General features: G+C 62.4%; 16 protein-coding genes. 4 read left to right on the top strand and 12 right to left on the bottom strand.

Translation table 11 applies throughout. The features are described 5' to 3' along the window. Positions 1–172: 172 nt before the first annotated feature. Positions 173–1,591 carry an amino acid permease gene (locus tag HU750_RS05640; RefSeq protein WP_186677492.1) on the top strand — a complete coding sequence of 473 codons (1,419 nt, stop codon included), beginning with the start codon at positions 173–175 and terminating at the stop codon, positions 1,589–1,591. A gap of 38 nt (positions 1,592–1,629) precedes the next feature. Here HU750_RS05640 and HU750_RS05635 read toward each other — a convergent pair whose 3' ends face one another. The 3 genes from HU750_RS05635 to HU750_RS05625 form a co-directional block, all read right to left on the bottom strand. Beyond that, positions 1,630–3,249, bottom strand: a complete 1,620-nt coding sequence (locus HU750_RS05635) for an FMN-binding glutamate synthase family protein (RefSeq protein ID WP_027594171.1) — start codon at positions 3,247–3,249, stop codon at positions 1,630–1,632. A 326-nt stretch (positions 3,250–3,575) separates the two neighbouring features. Beyond that, a complete protein-coding gene (locus tag HU750_RS05630) occupies positions 3,576–4,373 on the bottom strand; it encodes an RHS repeat-associated core domain-containing protein (RefSeq protein ID WP_186677491.1) in 798 nt (265 codons plus the stop codon). Positions 4,374–4,699: 326 nt separating this feature from the next. Beyond that, a complete protein-coding gene (locus tag HU750_RS05625) occupies positions 4,700–8,980 on the bottom strand; it encodes a DEAD/DEAH box helicase (protein WP_186677490.1) in 4,281 nt (1,426 codons plus the stop codon). A 127-nt stretch (positions 8,981–9,107) separates the two neighbouring features. On the opposite strand from HU750_RS05625, the gene HU750_RS05620 reads away from it, so the two are divergent. Further along, the gene (locus HU750_RS05620; RefSeq protein WP_186677489.1) at positions 9,108–9,521 is read left to right on the top strand and encodes an NUDIX hydrolase; all 414 of its coding nucleotides are present in this window, start codon (positions 9,108–9,110) and stop codon (positions 9,519–9,521) included. On the opposite strand, the gene metR is transcribed toward HU750_RS05620, so the two are convergent. Beyond that, positions 9,505–10,422: a transcriptional regulator MetR gene (gene metR, locus HU750_RS05615; RefSeq protein WP_027594174.1), complete on the bottom strand. Its 918-nt coding sequence runs from the start codon at positions 10,420–10,422 to the stop codon at positions 9,505–9,507. The two genes, HU750_RS05620 and metR, sit on opposite strands and share 17 nt — an antisense overlap. Positions 10,423–10,618: 196 nt before the next feature. On the opposite strand from metR, the gene HU750_RS05610 reads away from it, so the two are divergent. Then, positions 10,619–11,614, top strand: a complete 996-nt coding sequence (locus HU750_RS05610) for an alpha/beta fold hydrolase (RefSeq protein ID WP_186677487.1) — start codon at positions 10,619–10,621, stop codon at positions 11,612–11,614. 36 nt (positions 11,615–11,650) lie between these two features. On the opposite strand, the gene aauR is transcribed toward HU750_RS05610, so the two are convergent. The 6 genes from aauR to HU750_RS05580 all read right to left on the bottom strand — a co-directional run bounded on the left by aauR (position 11,651) and on the right by HU750_RS05580 (position 18,157). Beyond that, positions 11,651–12,979, bottom strand: a complete 1,329-nt coding sequence (gene aauR, locus HU750_RS05605; RefSeq protein ID WP_085273564.1) for a two-component response regulator AauR — start codon at positions 12,977–12,979, stop codon at positions 11,651–11,653. Next, positions 12,976–14,880, bottom strand: coding sequence for a two-component sensor histidine kinase AauS (aauS, locus tag HU750_RS05600; RefSeq protein ID WP_186677485.1), 1,905 nt, complete (start codon positions 14,878–14,880; stop codon positions 12,976–12,978). The genes aauR and aauS overlap by 4 nt, the downstream gene beginning before the upstream one ends. Before the next feature lie 67 nt (positions 14,881–14,947). After that, positions 14,948–15,682 carry an amino acid ABC transporter ATP-binding protein gene (locus HU750_RS05595; protein ID WP_027594178.1) on the bottom strand — a complete coding sequence of 245 codons (735 nt, stop codon included), beginning with the start codon at positions 15,680–15,682 and terminating at the stop codon, positions 14,948–14,950. Next, positions 15,679–16,350, bottom strand: coding sequence for an amino acid ABC transporter permease (locus HU750_RS05590; RefSeq protein ID WP_099455152.1), 672 nt, complete (start codon positions 16,348–16,350; stop codon positions 15,679–15,681). Before HU750_RS05590 ends, HU750_RS05595 begins: the two co-directional genes overlap by 4 nt. Further along, the gene (locus HU750_RS05585) at positions 16,351–17,097 is read right to left on the bottom strand and encodes an amino acid ABC transporter permease (RefSeq protein WP_027594180.1); all 747 of its coding nucleotides are present in this window, start codon (positions 17,095–17,097) and stop codon (positions 16,351–16,353) included. A gap of 142 nt (positions 17,098–17,239) precedes the next feature. Then, positions 17,240–18,157, bottom strand: a complete 918-nt coding sequence (locus tag HU750_RS05580) for a glutamate/aspartate ABC transporter substrate-binding protein (RefSeq protein ID WP_027594181.1) — start codon at positions 18,155–18,157, stop codon at positions 17,240–17,242. Between the two features lie 319 nt (positions 18,158–18,476). On the opposite strand from HU750_RS05580, the gene HU750_RS05575 reads away from it, so the two are divergent. Beyond that, a complete protein-coding gene (locus HU750_RS05575) occupies positions 18,477–22,874 on the top strand; it encodes an NEL-type E3 ubiquitin ligase domain-containing protein (protein WP_186677484.1) in 4,398 nt (1,465 codons plus the stop codon). Positions 22,875–22,913: 39 nt separating this feature from the next. On the opposite strand, the gene glpD is transcribed toward HU750_RS05575, so the two are convergent. Both glpD and glpR read right to left on the bottom strand, forming a co-directional pair. Then, a complete protein-coding gene (gene glpD, locus HU750_RS05570; RefSeq protein WP_186677483.1) occupies positions 22,914–24,452 on the bottom strand; it encodes a glycerol-3-phosphate dehydrogenase in 1,539 nt (512 codons plus the stop codon). 451 nt (positions 24,453–24,903) lie between these two features. After that, a complete protein-coding gene (gene glpR / locus HU750_RS05565; protein WP_186677481.1) occupies positions 24,904–25,659 on the bottom strand; it encodes a DNA-binding transcriptional repressor GlpR in 756 nt (251 codons plus the stop codon). Between the last annotated feature and the right edge of the window lie 203 nt (positions 25,660–25,862).

The following is a 25,862-nucleotide window of genomic DNA, read 5'->3' as shown; positions in this document are numbered from 1 at the left end:
AAATCCCTACAGGTAGCTTCCTATACTGCTCGCCCCTTCGGCCTGCCGGACGCTCTACTTCGGCACACGGGCCGGCCCACAAGGCCAGCCCGGCCAGGTCACCGCCCCGCCTATCGGCGCGGCAGTTGCGGCACGAAGGTCAAATCCAATAACAAAATGAGGTTGTATTGCTATGCCAGTCGGCAACCACCCTGCCCATGCCGAGACCGCACAAGGCGGCCCTCTCAAGCGTGAACTGGGCGAACGGCACATCCGTCTTATGGCGCTGGGCGCCTGTATCGGTGTCGGTCTCTTCCTCGGTTCGGCCAAAGCCATCGAAATGGCCGGCCCTGCCATCATGCTTTCCTACATCATCGGTGGCCTGGCCATCCTGGTCATCATGCGCGCCCTCGGTGAGATGGCCGTGCACAACCCCGTTGCCGGCTCGTTCAGCCGCTACGCCCAGGACTACCTTGGCCCATTGGCCGGTTTTCTCACCGGCTGGAACTACTGGTTCCTGTGGCTGGTGACCTGCGTGGCGGAAATCACCGCGGTGGCCATCTACATGGGCATCTGGTTCCCCGACGTACCCCGCTGGATCTGGGCCTTGGCAGCGCTGGGCAGCATGGGTGCGGTCAACCTGATTGCGGTCAAGGCGTTCGGTGAGTTCGAGTTCTGGTTCGCCCTGATCAAGATCGTCACCATCATCGCCATGGTCCTGGGGGGCATCGGCATCATTGCCTTCGGCTTGGGCAACGACGGCGTGGCAGTAGGTATTTCCAACCTGTGGAGCAATGGCGGCTTCATGCCCAACGGCGTGACCGGTGTGCTGATGTCGCTGCAGATGGTGATGTTTGCCTACCTGGGCGTGGAAATGATCGGCCTGACCGCCGGCGAAGCGCGCAACCCGCAAAAAACCATCCCGCAGGCCATCGGCTCAGTGTTCTGGCGCATCCTGCTGTTCTACGTGGGCGCGCTGTTCGTGATCCTGTCGATCTACCCATGGAACGAAATCGGCAGCCAGGGCAGCCCGTTCGTGATGACCTTCGAGCGCCTCGGCATCAAGACTGCGGCCGGCATCATTAACTTCGTGGTCATCACGGCGGCCCTGTCGTCGTGCAACGGCGGTATTTTCAGCACTGGGCGCATGCTCTACAGCCTGGCGCAAAATGGCCAGGCCCCGGCGACCTTTGCCCGCACCTCGAAAAACGGTGTGCCACGCAATGCGTTGCTGCTGTCGATTGGCGCGCTGTTGCTGGGCGTGCTGGCCAACTACCTAGTGCCGGAAAAAGTCTTCGTCTGGGTGACCTCGATCGCCACTTTCGGCGCGATCTGGACCTGGGTGATGATCCTGCTGGCGCAGCTCAAATTCCGCGCCGGGCTGTCGACTGCCGAGCGCAAGGCGTTGAAATACCGCATGTGGCTGTGGCCGCTGAGCTCCTACCTGGCACTGGCTTTCCTGGTGCTGGTGGTGGGGCTGATGGCGTATTTCGAGGATACCCGCGTGGCGCTGTACATCGGGCCGGCGTTCCTGGTCTTGCTGACCGCCTTGTACTACACCTTCCGCCTGGCGCCGAAGGAGGCGCAGGGGGTAGCGAGCACCCCATCCTGATGTGAACTGGCTGGGGCCGCAGAGCGGCCCCAGCCATGTCAGGCTGCCACCTCACTGTTCGGCTCGAAGCTGTCCGCCCTGGCCAGCTGCCACATCCGCGAATAAAACTGCCCATTCACCTCGCCGGTCAGCAACTCGCCCGGCTTGAGGAATACGTGCATCTGCGAGAACAGCTTGATCTCCGTGGCCGAAACGCGCCGCACCAGGTGCTTGGCCTCCAGTTGCGCGGGGTGGTCCAGGCCGGCCGCTGCCAGCATTTCGGCCAGGGCGCGCAGGGTGTTGTGGTGGAAGTTCAGCACCCGCTGGGCTTTGTCCGGCACCACCAGCGCACGCTGGCGCAACGGGTCTTGCGTGGCCACGCCAGTCGGGCACTTGTTGGTGTGGCAGCTTTGCGACTGGATGCAGCCAATGGCGAACATGAAGCCGCGCGCCGAGTTGGCCCAGTCGGCGCCGATGGCCAGCACGCTGGCGATATCGAACGCGCTGACGATCTTGCCGCTGGCGCCGAGCTTGATCTTGTCGCGCAGGTTCAGGCCCACCAGGGTGTTGTGCACGAACAGCAGGCCTTCGCGCAGCGGTACGCCTATGTGGTCGGTGAACTCTACCGGCGCAGCGCCGGTGCCGCCTTCCTTGCCGTCGACGACGATGAAGTCGGGCAGGATGCCGGTTTCCAGCATGGCCTTGGCGATACCCATGAACTCCCACGGGTGGCCCAGGCAGAACTTGAAGCCGACCGGCTTGCCGTCCGACAGCTCACGCAGTTGGGCGATGAACTGCATCATTTCTATCGGGGTGGAGAAGGCGCTGTGGCGTGACGGCGAGATACAGTCCTCGCCCATGAGCACGCCGCGGGTTTCGGCAATCTCCTGGGTCACTTTGTGCTTGGGCAGGATGCCGCCGTGGCCTGGCTTGGCGCCCTGGCTCATCTTGATCTCGATCATGCGCACCTGCGGGCTGCGAGCCTGGGCGGCGAAGCGCTCGGGGTCGAAGCGCCCGTCAGGCGTGCGGCAGCCAAAGTAGCCGCTGCCCAGCTCCCAGACCAGGTCGCCACCGTGTTCCCGGTGGTAAGGGCTGATGCTGCCTTCGCCGGTATCGTGGTGGAAGTTGCCCAGCTTAGCGCCCTGGTTGAGGGCGCGGATGGCGTTGGCGCTGAGTGAGCCGAAGCTCATGGCGGAAATGTTGAAGATCGACGCCGAATACGGCTGCCGGCACTGCGGCCCGCCGACGATGACGCGGAAGCTCGCCGGGTCGGTCAGCGGTGCCGGGCGCATGGAGTGGCCGATGAATTCGAATCCGGACTCATACACGTCGATCAGGGTACCGAAGGGTTTGTCCGAGGCTTCGTTCTTGGCCCGGGCATAGACCAGCGAGCGTTGCGCGCGGGAGAAGGGCAGGGCGTCGCTGTCGGCTTCGAGCAGGTACTGGCGAATCTCTGGGCGAATGCCCTCGACCAGGTAACGGATGTTGCCGAGGATCGGGTAGTTGCGGCGTACAGCGTGGCGTTGCTGCAGCAAGTCGAACACACCGATCAGGCTGAGCACGGCAGTGGTCAGGGTGAACGGCCACAACCATTCATGGTGGGTGAACGGCAGGCTCGCCAGGGTGAACAGTACACAGGCGGCGAAGAAGGCGTAGCGGCTGAGAAGTGACAGGCTCATACGGGGTCCTTGCGATGGCGCGGTCAGGCTCAGGGCCTGGGGCAAACCCCGACCATAGCCCGGTTGGGCGATGCTGAAAATGAAAATCGGGGTATCGAAAATCATTCGTATGCCGGTTCGTCATCTGCGTGGTCTCCCCCAGCGAACTCCTTCGCGTCCTAGTCATCCCCACTTATATCTGCCTAATGCACAGGCTCACCTCCACTGTGACACAACCTGAATGAGGGACATTAGAGTCTTTGGGATACGCGAAATTTTAAGGTCATTAAACAGGGTGGTGTAAAGATGCGCTGCACATTTGGGAGTAAGGTGTTCCCCTTGAATAATTAATCCCTAATATTTCGATGCTTCTGACGAATGCTAACTTGTTCAAGGGGGGCGTGGCGTGGCATAAGTGCTTCCAGGCTATCGTTAGGATATAGTTCTTTTAGCTTGGCCGCAAAAGGTTTATAGTTGTCTGAAGCGTACTGGTAGTTGATAAAAATACGCCACATATTCTTGTCAACATGGTCTATCTGCCTATTGTGTTTGGTTGCAAATTCCGAAGTTTTTGTTGACAGGGTTGGTATGGTCGGAAAGGGCTCGTTATCGGTGATGCGCTTGTCGATTCTGCTCACTCCATCTCTTGTAGGGTTATAGTTTTTGAGCTCTCTAGGAGGTCTGTCAAATAGAGTGGTGTCAGTGTCAAGTATTCTATCTAAGTAGTTGTTTATTTTGGCGACTGCAAAGTTATGGCGATTAATTTCATTGATTTTGTCAAGCGTTTTTATTGTTTTTCTATGTTTCAGGTTTGAGATGTATTTGGATAGTGCGGAAAGGGCGTGGCCAGTTGGGTCAATATTATTAATGGGGTCTCCGCCGCAATAGGCATAAGCATTTAATCCGCCGGCGAGAAAAGGGCTTAAATTGTCAGCGGAATGAAAGCGCATAAGGGGCGGGCTATACGTCCGATAGCCATTACCCAACAGGTAGGTACCGCTAATCGTCGGAGGTTCACAGTTAAATGCTAAGAGTGAACGTGCTAGCCCATCAGCAGGCTGGTGTCCGTAGGGGGTATAGACACCTGTGTGAGCCCCGGCTCGGGTGTGGATGCCTAGAATTGAGCCTTGGGTGTCGATAGCCAAAAGTGCGTCACTACTTTCGCTTTTTTTTTAGCTCTGCTAGAGCGGTGTGCTGATGGCGAAATACTGCGCTATGGTGGTCTCGTAGTTTCACCGTGCTTAGTCTATTGCCCTGATAAAAGTATAAATGGGTCCCCGGTGGATATGAGTTCATCGTCTGCTCGCGTGTGATAAAAAGATGCCGAGCTTCAGTGTCAGACACCGAACTCAGGAGCACAACTGGCAAAAATGATAGGTCAATGCTTATCTCCTACACGTATTCGAGTCCTCCAGATTGTCCGGAACATAAGGTAGTGATCGGCAGGGTAGGAGAAGTAATTGGGGGCGCTTCAGCGTGCATCGCTCAACAACCTGCGGCGCCAGGTGTCCTGTTCCTCCACCGAGGCCTCGATGAGGAACTGGTAACGCCCGGCGACTCGCACCGCCACCGGCACCCCATCGCGGTACAGCAAGCGGTTACCGCTCACCGCGGGTAGTTTCGCCCCCGGCAGCAATGACCCGACCACATTGAGCGGGTCGCTGGCGCTGACCATCACCAGTGCGCCCTCCAGCTCACGCCGGCGCACTTGCCGCAACAGGCCCACAGCCTCTGGCAAGGCGAACTGCTCACCGGCCAGCCCAGCAATGAAGCGCCCACCCCGGATTTCGCCGCGGGCCTCCAGGCGGTGATAGCAACGCAGCAATTCGCGCCAGGGCGGCAATACATCACTTTCCCGCTCCAGCAGCCGCCAGCAGATCACCCCATAGCGGCGCAACAGGGCGCGGGCGATGTGCTCCAGACGCTGGCTGTCGTCTATTGCAGCAGTGCCCCTGCGCAACAGCGCCCAGCGGCCGGCGTGGGCCATGCTGGTGGAGAGGGGGGCATGGCCGCGCCTGCTGTTGCGCGAGGTGCGTTTTGCCGCTGGCGTGATCAGGCTGCGCAGCCCGGTGAAGCTGTCGGCACCCACCAGGCCAAAGCCCACCAGTGCCTGCAATGCGGTTTCCAGTTCGCTGGGCAGCAGGTGGGCTTCCTGCGTCAGTTCATCGAAGAACAACGCCCCATGCGCCTGCAACACGTCATGCACGCGTTGCGCCCGCGGGCCGAGCTCGTCTACTGCCGGTACGGGCGCCAGGCTGCGCCAGAGGCCCAGGTGTTCGCGCGGCAGCAGCACCAGCGGTGTACTGGCCAAGGTCGTGCTGGCCACCGTGGTCGCCAGCCGGCTCCAGACAAACTGCCCGCTGCGGCAGGTGTCGTCGAGCCAGTGCGGGCTGTAGTCCTGGATGCGTGCCGGCAGCAGCTCCGCCTCCCAGGCGCCGGCCGCAGCGGGGAAGCCCTGCAACTGTGCCAGCACTTCAGCTACGGCCTGTGGCCCGCGCAGGCGCTCATCTGCGGCCAGGTGCTGCCAGTCGAACAGAAAACGCATGAAGTCTTGCAGGCTGACCGGTTCGATCTCCCGGCGCAGGCGTTTGACCGTGTAGCGGTGAATGCGCGCCAGCAAGTGCCGTTCGCACCACTGCAGCTGTTGTTCCGCAGGCCTGAAATAGCCGCGCAACACGTAGCCCTCGGCCTCCAGGCGGGCCAGGGCCTGTTCGATGTCTGGCTGCGGCTTGCCTAGAGGGGTGGCGATCTGCGCCACGGTTTGCGGGCCGTGGCCACTTAAGCGGGCACGCAGCAGTTCGCTTAGCGCATCGTCCGCCTCGATGGCCTGCTCGAAGCCTGGCAGCACGTTCAGCGCAGGTTCGGTGACTGAACCTGGATACACACGTTGCAGCAGGCTCAGGCGTTCACGCGCGAGCCACAGCTGTTGATCCGGCAGGCGCAGGGCGCGCCCCGCTTTGGCCAGTTGCCGAAGCAGTAAATCCCAAGGGGCGTTGGCCTGCACTTCATGGACAGTGATGGCCCCCAGGCTCATCAACGCTTCGTGCATCTCGTCGGCGTTAGCCGCTTGCGGCCAGGCCTCGCTCTCTACGGCGGCGATGGCATCGGTGTCCAGCGCGCCCAGCTCATCCGCGCTGTGCAGTTCGTTCCAGCGCCGGTTTAGCACGGCCTGGGTGCGTCGCTCTTCCAGGGGCGCATCGTCAAGAAAGGCGTAGGGCCTGGCGTTGAGGATGGCCGAGGCCAGTGGCGACGGGGCCGGCAGGTCACGGCTGAGCAAGCGCACCTCACCGCCTTCGATGCGGCGCAGCAAGGCCAGCCAGCCTTCGCTGTCCATGGCTTCGTGCAGGCAGTCGTCGAGGGTCTGCTCGACCAGCGGATGATCCGGAATCTGCCGTTCGCCGGCGATGTTTTCCAGGCAGGCGATCTGGTCGGGGAACACCGAAGCGATCAGGTCCTCGCTTTTCATCCGCTGGAGCTGCGGGGCCACCTTGCGCCCACCGACGAAGCGCGGCAAGGCCATGGCCACGGCAGCGTTCCAGCGCCAGCGCACGCCGAACAATGGCGCATCGAGCAGGGCCTGGATGAGAAGCTGTTCGGCGCTGCGGCTGGACAAGTAGCGCCACACCTCATCCAGCGTAAAACTGTGGCTGGTGGACAGCGACAGGACGATGGCATCTTCGCTGGCCGCCGCCTGCAGTTCAAAATTGAAGGTACGGCAAAAGCGCTTGCGCAGGGCCAGGCCCCAGGCACGGTTGATGCGGCTGCCGTAGGGCGAGTGGATGATCAGCTGGGTACCGCCGGACTCATCGAAGAAGCGCTCCATGATCAGCGTCTGTTGCGAGGGCAGGGCGCCCAGCACGTCGCGGGTGCGCCCCAGGTAATCGAGCAACTGGCTGGCGCTGTCTTCGCCCAGCTCGAAGGTGCGCTGCAGCCAGCCCTGCACGGCGGTACTGTCGGCGCCGGGCAACCCCAGTCGCTCATCAATGCGTGCCTGCAGCCGAGCGACCGCGGCGGACAATTCGTCACTGCGCCCCGGTGCTTCGCCCAGCCAGAAAGGGATGGTCGGCGGCAGGCCGTGGGCGTCTTCTACCCGCACCCGGCCCGATTCGACGCGCAAGATCCGGTAGGAGGCGTTGCCCAATTGGAAAATATCGCCGGCAATGCTTTCCACGGCGAAGTCTTCATTGACGCTGCCAATGTTCAGTGCCTGCGGCTCGAGTAGCACCGCGTAGTCGGCGGTTTCGGGGATGGTCCCGCCACTGGTCAGCGCAGTCAGTTGGCTGCCGCGGCGGCCGCGCAAGGTGCCGCTGACCGCGTCGCGGTGCAGGTAGGCGCTACGGATGCCCTGGCGGCCGTTATAGCCTTCGGCGAGCATGCGCAGCAGCGCCTGATAATGGTTGACGTCGAGTTCGGCGTAAGGCGTTGCCTGGCGCAGGCAGTCGAACAGCGCTTGTTCCTGCCAGGGCTGATTACTGGTTTCGGCGACAATCTGCTGGGCCAGCACGTCGAGGGGCGCAGTGGGAATGTGCAGTTGGTCGAGCTCCCCGTGGCGCACGCAGTCCAGCAGGGCGATGCATTCGATCAAGTCGTCGCGCGAAGTGGGGAACAGGCGCCCTTTGGGGATGCCCTCGACTTGGTGCCCGGAGCGCCCAACGCGTTGCAAGAAGGCCGCGATCGAGCCCGGTGAGGCGATCTGGCAGACCAGGTCGACATCGCCGATGTCGATGCCCAACTCCAGTGACGCCGTGGCCACCAGCACCTGCAACTGGCCGGTTTTCAGGCGCTGTTCCGCATCCAGGCGCAGTTCCTTGGCCAGGCTGCCGTGGTGAGCGGCCACCGCGTCCTTGCCCAGGCGGTCGCTGAGGTGACGGGTCAAGCGTTCGGCCAGGCGCCGGGTGTTAACGAACACCAGCGTGGTGCGGTGCTCGCGGGCGAGGGTTGCCAGGCGGTCGTAGACCAGGTTCCACACGTCCGTGGCCATGACTGCGCCTAAGGGCACGGGCGGCACCTCGAGGGCCAGGTCGCGCCGGCGGGCGTGGCCGATGTCGACGATCGCGCAAGGGCGCTGATGGCCGACCAGAAATTGCGCCACGCGCTCCACCGGCCGCTGGGTGGCCGACAGGCCAATACGACGTAACGGCCGCCCGCTCAGCGCCTGCAGGCGCTCCAGGGTCAGTGCCAAGTGTGCCCCCCGTTTGTTGCCGGCCAGGGCATGGATCTCATCGACGATCACTGTGTGCACGCTGGCAAGGCCCGCGCGGCCCGAGGCCGAGCCCATCAGCACATAGAGTGATTCCGGCGTGGTCACCAGGATATGCGGGGCCAGCTTGCGCATGGCTGCACGTTCTTTTTGTGGTGTATCGCCGGTGCGCACTGCGGTGCTGATGCGGGGCGGCTTGAGGCCCTGGTCTTCCAGCGCCTGGCTGATGCCTTCGAGCGGCGCTTGCAGGTTCAGGCGAATATCGTTGGACAGCGCCTTGAGCGGCGAGACATACACCACTTGGGTGCACGCGGGCAGTTCGCCGCCGTGTTGGAGGCCTTGGCAGAACAGTTCATCGAGCACGGCCAGAAAGGCGCTCAAGGTCTTGCCGGAGCCGGTCGGTGCGGCCAGCAGCATCGACTGGCCGCCGTGAATCAATGGCCAGGCACGCGCCTGGGCGTCGGTGACCGTGGCGAAATGGCGACGGAACCAGGTGCCGACGGCGGGGTGGAACAGCGCCAGCACCGGGTGCTGTTGGGCGGGTAGGCTCATGTGTTGGTTATGGCGGGTGGGCGGCGGATTGGCAAGGGGCCGTTCGTCTGTGAGGGCAGGCTGCACCGACCTTGTCAGGCGATCAACCCCATGGGATCCTCTCAGGCTTTTCCAGCGAGCCCATCCCATGCCCAACACCCTTCGCATCGCCGCCGCCCTGCTGATCGACCCCCAGGGCCGCACCTTGCTGGTGCGCAAGCGCGGCACCGTGGCCTTCATGCAGCCCGGCGGCAAGATCGATGCGGGTGAGTCGCCGGTAGAGGCGCTGGTGCGTGAGCTGCATGAGGAACTGGGCCTGCGCATCGACCCCGCCCAGGCCATCCACCTCGGCCAGTTCAGCGCGCCGGCTGCCAACGAGCCAGGCTACCAGGTGCAAGCCGAACTGTTTCGCGTCGACAGCGCCGAAGCCGTGACCCCGGCGGCGGAAATCGAAGAAGTGGTGTGGCTGGCGGCGGACCAGGCGCCTGCGCTTGAGCTGGCGCCGCTAACCCGCGACCTGATCCTGCCGTTGTACCGCCAGGCCGTCAGCGTACAGCGCTGACCCCATCGAGGGTAGCGAACGAGGTGTCCTTGGCGGTCAGCAAGAAATCGCGCATGTACGGCGCATCGAGCATGTCGGTGCGCACCGCCGCATAAAGCGTGGCGAACAGGCCCTTTTCGCCCAGGCGCTTGCCTTTCACGTAGCCCCGCGAGCTGTACTCGTGCAGTGCCCAGTGCGGCATGCCGCACACGCCACGGCCGCTGGCGACCAATTGCATCATCATCACCGTCAGCTCCGAGGTACGCACGGCGGCTGGCTCGATGTCGGCCGGCTCCAGGAAGCGGGTGAAGATATCCAGGCGATCGCGTTCCACCGGGTAGGTGATCAGGGTCTGGTCGAGCAGGTCTTGCGGCACCATGTAAGGCTTGCTGGCCAGCGGGTGCTGGTTGGCCACGGCGAGCATGGCTTCATAGGTGAACAGCGGCACATAGGTGATACCGGCCAGGTCCAGCGGGTCGGAGGTGACCACCAGGTCCAGGTCGCCACGGGCCAGCGCGGGCAGGGGAGCGAAGGCGAAACCCGAGGCCAGGTCCAGCTCGACTTCCGGCCAGGCATCGCGGAACTGGTCGATGGTCGGCATCAGCCATTGGAAGCAGCTGTGGCATTCGATGGCCATGTGCAAGCGCCCGGCGGTGCCACCGGCCAAGCGCGCGATGTCACGCTCGGCGCCGCGCAGCAGCGGCAGTGTGGCATCTGCCAGTTGCAGCAAGCGCAGGCCGGCACTGGTGAAGCGGATCGGTTTGCTCTTGCGCACGAACAGCGGCAAGCCCAGGCGCTCTTCCAGCTCTTTGAACTGGTGCGACAGCGCCGACTGTGTCAGGTGCAGGCGTTCGGCGGCCTCTACCAGGCTGTCGGCCTCGCGCAGGGCATGAAGGGTTTTCAGGTGGCGGATCTCCAGCACTGCTGACTCCGAGGGTTGAATGCCAAAGGGAAAGAATTGAGTTGAGTTTCGCTCATGTTGCCCAGGCTGTCGACTGGACCGTTGGCCACACCACTCAGCGGGGGTCATCAAACTGTCACTGAACTGTGGCAGCGCGCCCGGCAGAAATTCATCAAACTCGCGCTCTACTGGGGATTTGCATTCTGGTGTTTCTTTCATGCGGGCTTTGCTGCTGTTTCTCTTCTTCCTTTTCAGCGTGCCGGCGAGTTTCGCCGACCAACGCTGTGACACGCAGGTAGCGGTACAACGGGCTGAACTGGGTGATTTGAGCCTGGTTTACCAAAGCGTCGGTGCGCCGCGAGACCCTGCATTGCTGCTGGTCATGGGCCTGGGCGGGCAACTGATCCATTGGCCGGACGACGTGGTCGAGGCTTTGTGCCGCCAGGGTTTTCGGGTCATACGCTACGACAACCGCGATGTCGGCCTGTCGCGCTGGAACCAACTGCCACCCTCGGCCAACCTGACGGTCGAGCTGCTGCGCTACAAGCTCGGCCTGCCGGTTTCCGCCCCCTACACGCTCACTGATATGGCGGGGGATGGGCTGCGCTTGATGGATTCATTGGGCATACGCCAGTTTCATGTGCTGGGTGTCAGCATGGGCGGGATGATTGCCCAGCACCTGGCGGCAATGGCGCCGGCGCGGGTCCGTAGCCTGACACTGGTGATGTCCAGCTCAGGCGCGGCAGGGCTGCCGGCGCCGGCCCCTGCCCTGGTGCAGCTGTTGGCCCGGCGCAGTGCGCCCAACCGTGAGGTAGCGATCGAGCAGCAGGCTGATTTGCTGGCGGCACTGGGCAGCCCGCAGGTGCGTGATGATCGGGCCGTCTTGTTGCAGCAGGCGGCGGTGGCCTATGACCGGGCATTCAACCCGGATGGCGCCAAGCGCCAGATCATGGCGATCCTGGCCGAACCGAGCCGGGTGGCGTTGCTCAACCAGCTGCGCGTGCCGACGCTGGTGGTGCATGGCACGGCCGACCCGTTGTTGCCGGTGATGCATGGGGTGCACTTGGCGGCGCATATCCAGGGCAGCCAGCTGCGCTTGATACCGGGGCTGGCGCACCGCTTTCAGGAGCCGTTCAAGGCGCCGTTGTTGGGGGCGGTGCTGCCTTACCTGCAATCGCATCGGCAGGATGTGACGCATATTGCGGGTCTGTGAGATTGGCATTGCCCGCGAAGCAGGCGCCGCCGTTTTTCAGCCCAGCCCGTACTTTTTCACTTTGTCGAACAGCGTGGTCTTGGCCATGCCCAGCTCCTGGCTGGCCTGGCTGAGGTTGCCGCCGGTGCGTTGCAAGGCATCGCTGAGCAGGTTGCGTTCAAACGCCTCCACCGCCTCGGAAAAGCCCAGGCCCTGGCTGGCGCCGCCACTCGGGCCCTTCTTGAAGGCCGGTAAGCCCAACGCATGACGCTCGGCAACGTTGCGCAGCTCACGCACGTTGCCCGGCCAGTCATGGGCCATCAACCGCGACAAGGTCTGGCTGTCCAGCGTCGGTGCTTCACGGTCGAAGCGCAGGGCCGATTGCTGCAGGAAGTGTTCGAACAACTGCAGGATGTCTTCGCGGCGCTCACGCAGGGGGGGGAGCTCCAGCGTCACCACGTTCAGCCGGTAGTACAGGTCACTGCGAAACTGCCCGTTCTGCCCCATGGCATCGAGGTCGGACTTGGTCGCGGCGATTACCCGGCAATCCACCGCGATGCTCTGGTTCGAGCCCAGCCGCTCCAGTGTGCGCTCCTGCAACACCCGCAGCAGTTTGATCTGCAGGTTGATCGGCATGCTCTCGACCTCGTCGAGGAACAGCGTGCCGCCATTGGCGTGTTCGATCTTGCCGATTCGGCGTTTACCTGCGCCGGTAAAGGCGTTGGCTTCGTGGCCGAAAATTTCGCTCTCGAACAGGTTTTCGGGCAGGCCGCCGCAGTTCAGCGCCACGAAGGGTTGGCCCTGGCGGCGGCTGAAATCGTGCAGGCAGCGGGCGACCAGTTCTTTGCCGGTGCCGGTCTCGCCTTCGATCAGCACGTTGGCCGAGGTGTCGGCGACGTTGGCGATCAGTTCCCGCAGGTGCTCCATGGCCGGCGAGCGGCCAATGATGCGGCCCTCCAGGCTGCTCTGTTCGGCCAGCTGGCGGCGCAAGGCAACCACCTCGCGGGACAGGCCGCGCTGTTCGAGGGCGCGGCGTACCACGTCGACCAGGCGCTCGGGCGAGAAGGGCTTCTCCATGAAATCGTAGGCGCCGTTGCGCATGGCGCCTACCGCCATGTCGATATCGCCGTGGCCGGTGATCAGCACCACTGGCAGGCTGCGGTCGCGGGCCTTGAGGCGGTTGAGTAGCTCAAGGCCATCGATGCCTGGCAAGCGAATGTCGCTGACGACGATGCCGGCAAAGTCGTCGCCGATGCGTTCCAGGGCCTGTTCGGCGCTGCCGACCCCTTCGCAGGCAATGTCTTCCAGGGCCAATGCCTGCTGGCAGCCGAGCAGCACATGCGGGTCGTCTTCGACAATCAGGACGGTGAGAGGCGCTTGGTTCATGGGTGCTCTGCCGGTTCGCTAGGGGGGGATACCAGGGGCAGGACAAGCACAAAGGCCGTGCCGCCACTGACAGGATGCTCGACGTTCAGGCTGCCCTTGGCAGCGGCGGCAAGGCTCGCCGACAAGGTCAGCCCCAGGCCCAGGCCATGTTCGCCCGGTTTGGTGGTGAAGAAGGGTTCGAACAAATGCTTGCGTGCCTCGGCGTCGATGCCATGGCCGTTGTCGCGCACCCGCAGGCGATACTTGTCACCCTGCAGTTCGCCTTCGAGCCACAGCTCTGGTAGGGGCTGGGTCGCCATGGCGTCGATGGCGTTGCCGATCAGGTTGACCAGGATCTGCTCCAGGCGGGTCTGGTCGATGGCCAGTTGATGGTCTTCGAACTGGTTGTGCAATTGCAAGTGGCAGCCACTGACGCGGTTGGCCAGTACCTGCAGGGTGGCGTCCACTGCCTTGGCCAGCGAGGCCTGGCCACCGTCGTCGCCACGGCGGGCGAATGAACGCAGGCTGGCGGTGATACGGCCCATGCGGTCGATCAGGTCGTTCATGGTACGCAGGTTGGTGCTGGCCGTTTCCAGCGCACCACGTTCGAGGAAGCGTACGGTGTTGCCGGACAACGTGCGCAGCGCGGCCAGCGGCTGGTTGAGTTCGTGGGCGATGCTGGTCGACATCTGCCCGATGGCAGCCAGCTTGCCCGCCTGCACCAGCTCATCCTGGGCATGGCGCAGGGTTTGCTCAGCATGCCGGCGCTCGCGGATCTGCCCCTTCAGCCGCTCATTGCTGGCGCGCAAGTCGGCGGTGCGTTCGGTGATGCGGCGTTCGAGTTGGCTGTTGGCTTCCTGCAGCGCCTCACGGGCAGCCAAGCGGGTGGCGATGACTTTGCGGCGTTCGTTCCAGGCGATGCCCAGGATGGCCAGCAGGGCGAATGCCACCCCGACCAGGATGCCTTGCACCATCGATTCTCGGCGCAGGTCTTGCAGCGGGGTCAGCAGGGTGAAATGCCACGGGGTGTCGACCAGGCGACGGGTCTGGGCCAGGTAGGCCACTTCATGGGCCTTGCCTTGCGCTGTTTCGCTGTTGGCCGGGAAGGTCAGCTTTTCAACACCATCGGCGAGGGTTTCCCGCGCCAGAGGTTGCAGCTCGTTCAGCGGCCACCAGTAATACTGCAGGCTACGCGCCAGGCGTTCCTTGATTTGCGGGGTCAGCGGGCGCACCGACTTCAAGCGCCGGGCCGGGTCACTGGACAGAATGATGATGCCGTTCTCATCGCTGACGAACGCTTCCAGGCGGGCACGCTGCCAACGTTCTTCGAGGGTGTCCAGGCGTACCTTGATCACCGCAACGCCTATGATCTTGCCGTGTTCTTCCAGGCCATGGGCCAAGTAGTAGCCGGCCTCGCCGGTGGTGCTGCCGATGCCATAGAAGCGCCCGGGTTCGCCGCGCACGGCAGTCTGGAAGTAGGCCCGGAACGACAGGTCTTCACCCAGAAACGAATCGGCATCGCGCCAGTTGCTGGTGGCCTGCACCCGGCCGTTGGTGTCGAGCACGAAGATTGCCCGGCTGCGGCTGCGCCGGTTCAGGCCTTCGAGGTATTCGTTGACCGCCTGGCGGGAGCCGCCATCGGGCTCGGTGAGCAGGTGCGAGACGCTGTCTTCAAGCTCCAGCAGGCTGGGCAGGTAGGTGTATTTGCTGATCTCGCTCTCGACCGTGCGCGCGTGCAGCTCCAGCTGACGCTCGCCGTTTTCGCTCAGGCTGCGGATGCCATTGCTCTCGCTGACCAGGTAACCGGCCATACCGAGGCCGACCATCAGCAGGATGATCAGGGGGGGTAACAGCAATTGACGAATCAGGCGGGAATTCACGGCAGGTCTGGCAGGGAGAAGAAGCGAAGGATCGCATTTCATCACAGTGGCCTTGTCACGACCAGCGTCCGCTGCCCGATGGGGGCGGGCAGCGGAGGCTGAGGCCGGCTTAGTGTTGCAGGATCTTGCTGAGGAAGTGCTGGGTGCGTTGGTCGCGGGCGTTCTGGTCGCCGAAGAACTCTTCCTTGGTGCAGTCTTCGATGATGCTGCCTTTGTCCATGAAGATGACCCGGTTGGCGACCTTGCGGGCAAAGCCCATCTCGTGGGTCACGCACATCATGGTCATGCCCTCGTTGGCCAGCTGAACCATCACATCGAGCACTTCACTGACCATTTCCGGGTCCAGTGCCGAGGTGGGTTCGTCGAACAGCATGACGATTGGGTCCATGGCCAGGGCGCGGGCGATCGCCACCCGTTGCTGCTGGCCGCCGGAAAGCTGGCCGGGGTGTTTCTTGGCATGCGCGCTGAGGCCGACGCGATCGAGCAGGGCCAGGCCTTTTTTGGAGGCTTCTGCCTCGCTGCGGCCGAGCACCTTGCGCTGGGCGATGGTCAGGTTTTCGGTGATGGTCAGGTGCGGGAACAGCTCGAAGTGCTGGAACACCATGCCCACCCGCGAGCGCAGTTTCGGCAGGTTGGTCTTTGGGTCGGCAATCGAGGTGCCATCGACCACGATGTCGCCCTTCTGGAACGGCTCCAGCGCGTTGACGCACTTGATCAGGGTGGACTTGCCCGAGCCCGACGGCCCGCACACCACTACCACTTCACCCTTCTTGACGTCGGTGCTGCAGTCGGTCAGTACCTGGAAGTCGCCGTACCACTTGTTGACGTTCTTGATGGAAATCATACGGTGATCCTTTTTTGCAGGCGCTTGACCAGCCACGAAGCGGAGAAGCTGATGAGGAAGTAGACGACCCCGGCGAAGATCAGGAACTCATGAGAGCGCCCGATGATGTCGCCGTTGGAGCGTGCCGAGTTGAGGAAGTCGACCAGGCCCACGGTGTACACCAGCGAGGTGTCCTGGAACAGGATGATACTTTGCTGCAGCAGCAAAGGGGTCATCTTGCGGAAGGCCTGGGGCAGGATGATCAGGCGCATGGTCTGGGCGTAGTTCATACCCAGCGCTTGCGCGGCGCCCATCTGGCCCTTGGAGATCGACTGCACACCGGCACGGACGATTTCGCAGAAGTAGGCCGCCTCGAACATCATGAACGCGACCACGCAGGAGGTGAACGCACCGACCGGCGTATCTTCACCGGTGATCCAGCGCAGCACGAACGGCACTGCCAGGTAGAACCAGGTGATCACCAGCAGCAGCGGGATCGAGCGGAAGTAGTTGACGTAAGCGCCCGCCACCCTCGACAGCAGCTTGCTTGATGACAGGCGCATCAGCGCCAGGACGGTGCCGAGTGCGATACCGCCGACCACGCCCATGACCATCAGTTGCAGGGTCATGATCATGCCTTCCCAGAGGGCGGGCAGGGCGGGGATGATTTCGCTGAAATCCATGTCCATTTACTTGCCCCCCACGGAAATCAGGCCAGGTACTGCGACTTTTTTCTCGACCAGGCGCATGAGCAGCATCAGGCCCATGTTCAGGGTGAAGTAGATCAGCGTGGCCAGGGTGAACGCCTCGAACAGGTTGGCAGAGAACTCTGCGGTCTGCTTGGTTTGTGCCAGCAGCTCCATCAGGCCGATCAGCGAGGCCACCGAGGAGTTCTTGAACACGTTGAGGAACTCGGACGTGAGCGGCGGAATGATGATCCGGTAGGCTTGCGGCAGCAGCACGTTGGTATAGATCTGCGGCAGGCTGAAGCCCATGGCGCGGGCTGCGGATTCCTGGCCGCGGGGCAGCGCCTGGATGCCGGTGCGCACTTGTTCGCAGACACGGGCCGCAGTGAACAGGCCCAGGCACACAACCACGCTGATCAGCGCCGAGGTGGTCGGGTTGAGGTCCTGCTTGAACCATTCCTGCAGGCCTTCGGGCAGCAGGTCCGGTACCAGGAAGTACCAGATGAACAGCTGCACCAGCAGCGGCACGTTGCGGAACAGTTCCACATAGACAGTGGCGATGCCCGATACCAGGCGGTTCGGCACGGTACGCATGACGCCAAGGACAGACCCCAGCAGCAGCGCGATGATCCAGGCGGTGATGGCGATGGCGATGGTCCAGCCCAGGCCGGTGATGTACCAGTCCAGATAGGTTTCGCTGCCCACGCCGGTGGACTTGAAGAACACGCCCCAGTCCCAGTTGTAATTCATCGGGATTTCCCCTCAGACGGTTGTTTCACGGGCACCTTCGAGCATCCGGGGGCGCTTGGCGCCCTCGGATGAAAGGTTAGACACTAATGAGTGGCCTGCAGAATTGATTCGTGCGCATGCGCACCAGGCCACTATCTGAGGATCAGGACTTCTTCTCGTCCGCCGCTTTGTCGGTCGGCTCGGCGATCAGTTTTTTCAGCTCGTCGCTCATCTGGAACTGCAGGTTCAGACCCTTTGGCGGGATTGGCTGCATGAACCACTTGTCGTAGCTCTTGTTGACTTCGCCCGACTTGAAGTAAGCCACGATGGCCTCGTCGACCGCTTTCTTGAACGCAGCGTCTTCCTTGCGCACCATGCAGCCGTAGATTTCGTACGACTGAGGGGTACCGGTGATAACCCAGTCGGCCGGTTTGCGAGCCTTGGCCATTTCACCGGCCAGCAGGGCGTCGTCCATCATGAAGGCCACGGCGCGGCCGCTTTCGAGCATGTTGAAGGCTTCACCGTGGTCCTTGGCGGAAATCACGTTCATCTTCATTTGCTTGTCGGCGTTCATCGCCTTGAGGATGCGCTCGGAGGTGGTGCCGGCGGTGGTCACCACGTTTTTGCCAGCCAGGTCCGGGAAGTCTTTATAGGAAGGCTGACCGTCCTTGACCTTGGTCAGCAGGCGGGTGCCGACTTCGAAGATGCCGACCGAGAAACCGACTTGCTGCTGGCGCTCGACGTTGTTGGTGGTGGAGCCGCACTCCAGGTCGACGGTGCCGTTTTGCACCAGCGGGATGCGGGTCTGGGAGGTGACGAGGTTGTATTTGACCTTGATGTCGGTGCCCAGTTGTTTTTTCAGGGCCTCGACCACGGCCAGCTGGATGTCGTGGGAGTAGCCCACGGGCTCCGGCTTGCCTGCCAGGTAGGAAAATGGAATGGAGGAGTCGCGGTGGCCCAATGTGATGGTGCCCGAGTCCTTGATCTTCTTCAGGGTGCCGGTCAGCTCCTCGGCCATGGCCGGCGAAGCGATGACTGCAGCCGCGATAGCGGCGCCCAGCAATTGACGAACGATACGCATCAAATTTTCCTCGACATGTTTGTTTTTTTTATGGAGCCGTTGGCGGACTCTTTCGTTCAACGAATACAACATGAAGCGGGTGCATTCGGCTAAAGAGTGTAGAGCATGAGTCGTGCCAAGCTTCCTTCTTGATCATAACGCCCCGAAATTACGGGGTATCGATCTTTTTTGACAGTAAATCGACAGCATGTGTTGTCCGTGATTCCGAATGGGTTGGCTTTTGGTGTTCGGAAACCCGAATGAATGGTGCCTTGATTTAGTTACCGCAGGTGACGGTTTGCCGTGTGGTCTGTTAGCGGTTTTTACGGATCTCACTGCCATGACCCATTCTGCCGATGAAGCGCCTGCTTCGATTGACGCCCTGATTTCTCAACGTTTGCCGGCCTGGCTCACGTCTGCCCCGGTCGAACAGCAGCGTGCGCTTCACCAGGCCCTGCGCCAGCAGCAGGACAGTGCCGAGCGTGTCCGGCAGGTGTTAAGCCGCATTCCGCCCCTGGATGATTTTGCTGCGACGTTGCTGCAAGAAGCGTTACGACAGCGTTTTCGGGTAAACACTGATGTACGCAAGGCAACGCTGCGCAAGGTGGTGCAGATCATTCTGGCGATGCCCATTCCGCCGACCCCATCGCCGAACATCACCCGTATTTCGACTCAACCCCTGTTGACGACGGCACTGCACAATTTCACCCAGGCGCAAACCAAGCCAGGCCCGTTCACGCAGGTCTCGTTGCGTGACGTGTCCGGCGTCACCCTGGCGGTATCGTTCGAGCGCTTCGCCAAGCTGTGCCGCACGCTCGATCTGGGTGGCCGCTACCAGGTCTTGCTGCGTGAGCATCTGTTACCAAAAGATCGGCCAGGGGATGAAGCTGGCCAGGCCCTTCGCGAGGTCGAGGCATTGCTGGAGGAGGCCCTGCGCTCATCGATGGAAGCGGCTGTACGCCTGGCAGCCCTCAAAGGCGAGATCAGCCATGCCCACTTCCTGCAAACGCTGCCGATCTTCGCCAAGCCAGCCGTAGTACCTGCCTACCCGGTAGTGTTGAGTACCCGCCAGGTGTACCTGTTGGGCAAGTGCCTGCACGGGGTGGTGGCCATCGAGATCCAAGACCGGGATCAGGCTATTCTGCGGGGCATCATGCTCTGGATTCCCGGGGACCCCTTGCAACCCGTGCAGGTATTCGAAACCTGGTGGGCGTTTTATCAGGCCATGGGGCTGCGCCTGCGTGACCCTCACTATGCGGCGTTTATTGCGCGGTTCATCGCCGAGCGCGACCGGGTCGCATTTTTTGGCACCTTGAGGCGCTTACTGTCGTCGAGCACCGAGGGCGCAGTACTGAAGCTCGATGGTCGTGACTTCGCTATCACTCAACCATTGTTTGCCTTTTTACGCGCCGCGCGCATCGAGAAGATGCTCGACGACGCCCGCGTGTTGGCCGTTCCGACGGCCGATGAGGACAGCGCGGCGCGGGACGAGCGGCTCAAGGGGTATCAGCAAGCGGGGCTGACGTTATTGAACCTGGCCGGGTTGTTCATGCCGGTAGTGGGGGAACTGATGCTCGCGGTCGCTGCCGTGCAGATTGCCGATGAGGTCTACGAGGGTTACCAGGATTGGCAACTGGGCGATCGCCAGGGGGCGCTGGAACACGTGTTCGGTGTCGCTGAAAGCGTCGCACTGGGGGCCGCGATAGGGGCTGGCACTGCAGTGGCGGGGCAAGTGCTCAAGCGTATTGCGTTTGTCGATGAACTGTCGCCGATTTGCACCGATGCCGGTCACGTCAAGCTCTGTGCCCATGATCTGGCTGCCTACCGGGTAAAGGAGCGGGGCGTGACGGTTGGCGAGCTGATCCCGGAGAATGACCAGTGGCAGTTGAAGTTGCACGAAGCCAGTTTTCAGTTGGCGGGCTACAAGGATGGCGAGCACCTGTTCATCCGTCATCCTCAGCGCAGCGAGGCTTTTCAGCCGATGCTCGAGCATAACGGCACTGGCGGCTGGCGGCATGCGCTGGAACGTGCAGAAGAGTGGGCGGAGCCTGCGCGCTTGATGCGGCGGTTGAGCGCTGAACTGGCCGACGTCAGCGATGAAGAAGTACGCAGGGTGCTCGACAGCACGGGCCTAGATGACGCACAGCTGAGGCGTCTGCACCTGGAAAATGCCCCACCTCCCGCACGGTTGCTCGATGCCTTGGAGCGCTACCGCTTGCATGAGCAATTCCCCACCGTGCAGGGCGAAGCGTTCGAGTTTCTGGTCAGCACATCGCAAGACAATGAGGAATTGGCCAGTGTCGTGCTGCGTCGGGACTTTCCTGGCCTGTCGCAACGCGGAGCCCATGAAATTGTCCAGCAGGTCGACAGCCAGCAGGTCGAGCAGATGCTCGCCAGTGATCGCGTCCCCTTGGCCTTGGCTGAACGCGCGCGCTGGTTTTTACGTGACAGCCGCCTTGACCGTGCCTGTGCAGGTTTACGTCAGGCTTCGGCAGCCAATGCCGACACCGCGAAATTGGCCGTTGGCCTTATCGAACATTTGGCGCCGTGGTTGGAGCCGTATGCCGTCGAAGTGCGAGCCGACAGCCGCACAGGGGCGGTATTGGCACACGCGGGCCCGGATACCGCCGCTCAGCGGTTCAGTATCGTCAAAACCCCAACTGGCTACAGCGCCTATGCTGCGACGGGCGAGCCGTTGGCAGGCTCTGCTCCAACTGACAGCCTGCTGCAGGCACTTTCGTTGACTTTGAGTGAAGCGCAAACAGGCGCACTGGGGACCCGCACGCTGGACACGCGAACATTGAGCGACCTGCTGGCCGAACACGCCCGCAGCCATCGCGACTTGGCCGCGCAGTTGATCGGCCAGGCGCCGATAGGCGGTGGCGTGCGGCCACCGGTGCGGTGGGGCGACGGGCGCCTCGGTTACCCTCTGAGTGGCCGGGGCGAAAGCCGCGGGCAGGCCAGCCGGCGTGGGATGCGGCAAATATTCCCAACCCTCGGCGAGAGCCAGTTGCAACGCTATCTGCTGGACCTGATTGCGCGCGGGGTCGACCCATGGCAGCACTACAGTGAACTCAGCCAGCACTTGTCGGGCCTGCGCCAGGTCCTGCGGCGATGGCGCATGGAACACTCTGGCGTGCTGGACCTGCTCCGGCGTGGCCGGGTAGCCAATAGTATCCGTCGTTGCTGGCGCTGCAAGACAGGCTTGCGCAGCGATGGTACTTACGCGCTGGACATTCGCGGTGAGCGTGTCGGCAGCTTGCCAGTACTGGAAGGGGGAGTCAGTTTCCCACATGTCACGCGCTTGACCCTGCGCGACATGGATTTGTCAGACATTGACCCCGACTTCCTCGCTCGCTTCCCTAATTTGCGCGAGCTTGACCTGCGCGAGAATCATCTTGCCGCCATCCCGCCGGGAGTAGAGCGCCTCACGCAACTGCGGGGGCTGCAGTTGGACCACAACCGGATCATCATGGACGTCGCCGGCAACCGCCGGCTCAATACCTTGACCCATCTACAAACGCTGGAACTCAATTACAACCCACTTGGGTTTGCCCCCGATGTCCGTGGGTTGATTCACCTCAGGCCCTTGGGGCTGCGTTCGACTGGCATCAGAGCATTCCCGTCGCGCCTGCAGCAGGTGCCGTTGCGGGGCATCGCCGACCTGCGCAACAACCAGATTCGCCAAGTCAATCGGGACTTGCACGGCCTTCGCCAACGTCTGCAACGCATGGCCCTGCATGACAACCCCTTGGATGAAGCGAGCGAGCATTACCTGGAGCAACTGCCTGGCCCATCAGGTAGCCACCATCACGAAGTCGTACATAGCCCGTCGTTCCGTCATCATCTAGTGCAGGCAAACGAACGCGAACAATGGTTGCTCGGCTCGACGGGCATGCAGCGCAGCGAGCGCGAGATGCAGTGGCGTAACCTGCAATTGGAAAGCACGTCCCGGCCTTTCTTCAACTTTATCCGCGACTTCGCTCGATCCTCCGACTTCGCGCAGCGGCCAGCCTATTACCGGGCCAGGGTCTGGAACATCATTGAGGCCTGCGAGCAGAACACTGAGCTGCGTGAACAGTTGTTCATCATGTCGGGCGGCAACGCTTCCTGCCAGGACCGCCTGTTGTGGCTGTTCAGCCAGATGGAGGTGAGGGTGTTGATCCACCGGCACACCTCGGGGATGTCCATTGCGCAAAGTGAGGTTGAGCTGATGCGCCTGAGCCGCTCACTGTTCCGTCTGGACGCGCTTGACGAGATCGCGACGCGGCGTATCCAGGGGATTCGCGCAGCAGGGCACGACGTGGACGATATCGAAGTCTATCTCACTTACCGTGTGCGGTTGGCGGGCCCGCTGCGCTTGCCGGCCCAACCTGCAGCCCTGCATTACGAAGCCTACGCCGGTCTAACACCTGCCGACCTGAATAACGCCAGGATCGAGGTACTGCGCGCAGAGACCCCAGAACGGTTGACTCAGGCGCTGGCTGATCAGGCGTTTTGGGAACATTACGTGCGAGACCGCTACGAGCGCCGCTTCACAGCGCTGGTGGACGCGTTCCGGGCTCCAGAAGAGGCCTACCGCGAGCGTGCAGAAGCGGGAGAGGTCACTGAGGAGCAGTACCTGACGTACTGCGAAGGTATCGTGCAAGCCATACAGGAGGGCGAGCGCAGCTTGATTCTAACGTTGGCCCGTGAGGCGTTTGACCGTTGGTTCAGTATCGGCGGTTTATTACCGTGAGCGGGTGCCGCTAAGGCGGCACTGGCTTCAACGTCGGCTTCAAGCGGCCTTGAACGATATCTGGCTTGCTGGTGCTTTCTCCAGGTAGTCGTGCAGCGCCTGCTGTTCCGCCGGTGATGTGAACAGGCCCAATTTAGTCCGGCGCCACAGGATGTCGGCGGCATCTACAGCCCACTCTTCGCTGCGCAGGTAATCGACCTCGCGGCTGAAGAGACCGCCGCCAATGGCCTGGCCCAGGTCTTCCGGGCCCTGAATACCATCAAGCAGGCGCCATACGCGGCTGCCGTAGGTCACTGCCCAGCGTTTGGCGATGTCCACCGGCAGCCACCCGTACTGCGCCAGAATGGCGTCAGTCAGTGCCTGCGCAGTCGTCATATCTTCCCCGCCTGGCAGCGGCGCTGTAGCGGTCCAGCTGGCGCGCATCTGGGTGAAGTATGGCTTGAGCTCGGCCATGGCCGATTCGGCCAGCTTGCGGTACGTGGTGAGCTTGCCGCCGAACACCGACAGCAACGGCGCCTGGCCTTCACCTGCCGACAGCGCCAGGGTGTAGTCGCGGGTCACGGCCGACGGGTTGTCCGACTCGTCGTTACACAGCGGGCGTACGCCGGAGTAGGTGTGCAGGATGTCGGCTCGGCTGAGCTGATGATTGAAGTGCGCGTTGACCACCTTGAGCAGGTAGTCGGTCTCGGCTTCGGTGATTTTCACCTGGGCCGGGTCACCGCTGTATTCACGGTCGGTGGTGCCGATCAGGGTGAAGCGGTCCAGGTAAGGGATGCAGAACACGATGCGCTGGTCTTCGTTCTGCAGGATGTAAGCGTGCTCGCCTTCGTAAAGGCGCGGGACGATCAGGTGGCTGCCCTGAATCAGGCGGATGCCGTAAGGCGCATCCAGCTTGAGGTCATCCTTGATGAAGCTGGCTACCCATGGGCCAGCAGCATTGACCAGGGCGCGGGCACGAATGCTCTGCAGGCTGCCGTCGGCATGCTGCAGTTCGACCTGCCACACGCCATCGACACGCTCGGCACGCAGGCAGCGGGTGCGGGTGACGATGTGCGCACCTTTTTCGCGGGCTGCCATGGCATTGAGCACGACCAGGCGGGCGTCGTCCACGGCGCAGTCAGCGTATTCGAAACCGCGGGTGATGGCCGGTTTGAGCGGGTAGCCAGGGCCAAAGCGCAGGCTGCGCGAAGCGCCCAGGCGCTTGCGCTTGCCCAAGTGGTCGTAGAGGAACAGGCCGGCACGGATCATCCAGGCCGGGCGCAGGTGCGGGCGATGGGGCAGCACGAAGCGCATCGGCTTGACGATGTGCGGCGCCTTGGCCAGCAGGACTTCGCGCTCGGCCAGGGCTTCACGCACCAGGCGGAACTCGTAGTGCTCCAGGTAGCGCAGGCCACCATGGATGAGCTTGCTGCTCGCCGACGATGTGTGCTGCGCCAGGTCGTCCTTTTCGCAAAGGAACACCTTCAGGCCGCGCCCGGCGGCGTCGGCAGCAATGCCCACACCATTGATGCCACCGCCGATCACGGCGAGGTCATAGCAGTCGGTGAGGGGGGGCTGGGACGAAACGGACTGGGACACGGGCAAGGCCTCCTGGGGCTGTTCACATCGAATATGAACATTGATGTTCGTTTCCGAAAATACTAGCGCAACAGAAGGCGGGTATCCAGTCAGTCTTTATAGAAAATACTGATCGGATGACAATAAAGTGAACATTTACGAAAATTCGGGTGTAGGGCTTGATTCATTAGGCGTTGTCGAAATCGAGCGCCGCCCGCGCGGCGCATCGCGAGCAAGGCTCGCTCCTACGTTTGTTTCGGGCCAGTCACGCCTGTGCCAGCGCACGCGACCGCCTGGTTGGTCCGACGCGACATTGAGGCGGGCGCCAAGGGGCCGCGCGCCAATGCCACAGGAATAATTGGCCGGAAACAAACGTAGGAGCGAGCCTTGCTCGCGATGCGCCGCGCGAGCGGCGCTCGATCTTGAGAGCGATAAAAATCTCAATCCATACGCTTCAGTCCCACAATCTGCTTCACACCACGTCGAGGCGGATCTTGTACTGGTTAAGCAAGTGGGCGAGGGCAGGCGTCGGCGTCTGGTCGGTCACCAAACAGTCCACCAGGCTGATCGAGCCCAGGCGAACCATGGCATTGCGCCCGAACTTGCTGGAGTCGGCGGCCAGGATAACCTGGCGTGCATTGGCGATCAGGGCCTGGGAAACCCGTACCTCCTGGTAATCGAAGTCCAGCAGGCTGCCATCTTCGTCGATGCCGCTGATGCCAACCAAGGCGAAGTCAACCTTGAACTGGTTAATGAAATCGACGCTGGCCTGGCCGACCACACCGCCATCGCGGCGCACCGTGCCACCTGCCACCAGTACTTCGAAATCGTCCTTGGCCGCCAGGATCGAGGCCACGTGCAGGTTGTTGGTAATCACCTTCAGGTGGTTATGGTTGAGCAGCGCGCGGGCGATCGATTCGGTCGTTGTGCCGATGTTGATGAACAGCGAGGCATGGTCGGGAATCTGCGAGGCCACGGCTTCGGCGATGCGCTGCTTCTCGTCGCGCATCTGGTCGGCGCGCATGGCGTAGGCGGTGTTCTCGATGCTCGAGTCATACGCGGCACCCCCGTGGTAGCGGCGCAGCAGGTTGAGCTCGGCGAGCTGGTTGATGTCGCGGCGGATGGTTTGCGGGGTGACGACGAACAACTGCGCCATTTCTTCGATGCTGACGTAGCCGCGTTCGCGGACCAGCTCGAGAATTTGTTGTTGGCGGGGGGGCAGATTCATGGGCGGTCCTTATGGGCTGCCGGACAAATTCTGCAATGATGCCGTAGGAAGCGGATGACGGCCAGTGGAGTATCGGGCCGCTACGCAGCCCATCGCCGGCAAGCCGGCTTGTGTCTTGAGGGGGTATTAGAATCAGGAGTGAGAGCGGTGAATGGCAAGCTGACTGCCGGAGGTGCTGCGAGCACGAGTGGGAGCACACGCTG

This window comes from Pseudomonas sp. SWRI50 (genome assembly GCF_014269095.1).
GTDB lineage: Bacteria > Pseudomonadota > Gammaproteobacteria > Pseudomonadales > Pseudomonadaceae > Aquipseudomonas > Aquipseudomonas kermanshahensis.
Note: the sequence above shows the minus strand (reverse complement) of the source record. Positions and strands in the feature narration are given on the sequence as shown.

Coding starts and splice junctions, on each gene's coding strand:
- HU750_RS05585 (WP_027594180.1), bottom strand. CDS start 17,097: ATGAATTACAACTGGGACTGGGGCGTGTTCTTCAAGTCCACCGGCGTG.
- HU750_RS05610 (WP_186677487.1), top strand. CDS start 10,619: ATGCGGGCTTTGCTGCTGTTTCTCTTCTTCCTTTTCAGCGTGCCGGCG.
- HU750_RS05625 (WP_186677490.1), bottom strand. CDS start 8,980: ATGAGCCTACCCGCCCAACAGCACCCGGTGCTGGCGCTGTTCCACCCC.
- HU750_RS05595 (WP_027594178.1), bottom strand. CDS start 15,682: ATGATTTCCATCAAGAACGTCAACAAGTGGTACGGCGACTTCCAGGTA.
- HU750_RS05640 (WP_186677492.1), top strand. CDS start 173: ATGCCAGTCGGCAACCACCCTGCCCATGCCGAGACCGCACAAGGCGGC.
- HU750_RS05575 (WP_186677484.1), top strand. CDS start 18,477: ATGACCCATTCTGCCGATGAAGCGCCTGCTTCGATTGACGCCCTGATT.
- aauR (WP_085273564.1), bottom strand. CDS start 12,979: ATGAACCAAGCGCCTCTCACCGTCCTGATTGTCGAAGACGACCCGCAT.
- HU750_RS05620 (WP_186677489.1), top strand. CDS start 9,108: ATGCCCAACACCCTTCGCATCGCCGCCGCCCTGCTGATCGACCCCCAG.
- HU750_RS05635 (WP_027594171.1), bottom strand. CDS start 3,249: ATGAGCCTGTCACTTCTCAGCCGCTACGCCTTCTTCGCCGCCTGTGTA.
- glpR (WP_186677481.1), bottom strand. CDS start 25,659: ATGAATCTGCCCCCCCGCCAACAACAAATTCTCGAGCTGGTCCGCGAA.
- HU750_RS05590 (WP_099455152.1), bottom strand. CDS start 16,350: ATGGACATGGATTTCAGCGAAATCATCCCCGCCCTGCCCGCCCTCTGG.
- aauS (WP_186677485.1), bottom strand. CDS start 14,880: ATGAAATGCGATCCTTCGCTTCTTCTCCCTGCCAGACCTGCCGTGAAT.
- HU750_RS05580 (WP_027594181.1), bottom strand. CDS start 18,157: ATGCGTATCGTTCGTCAATTGCTGGGCGCCGCTATCGCGGCTGCAGTC.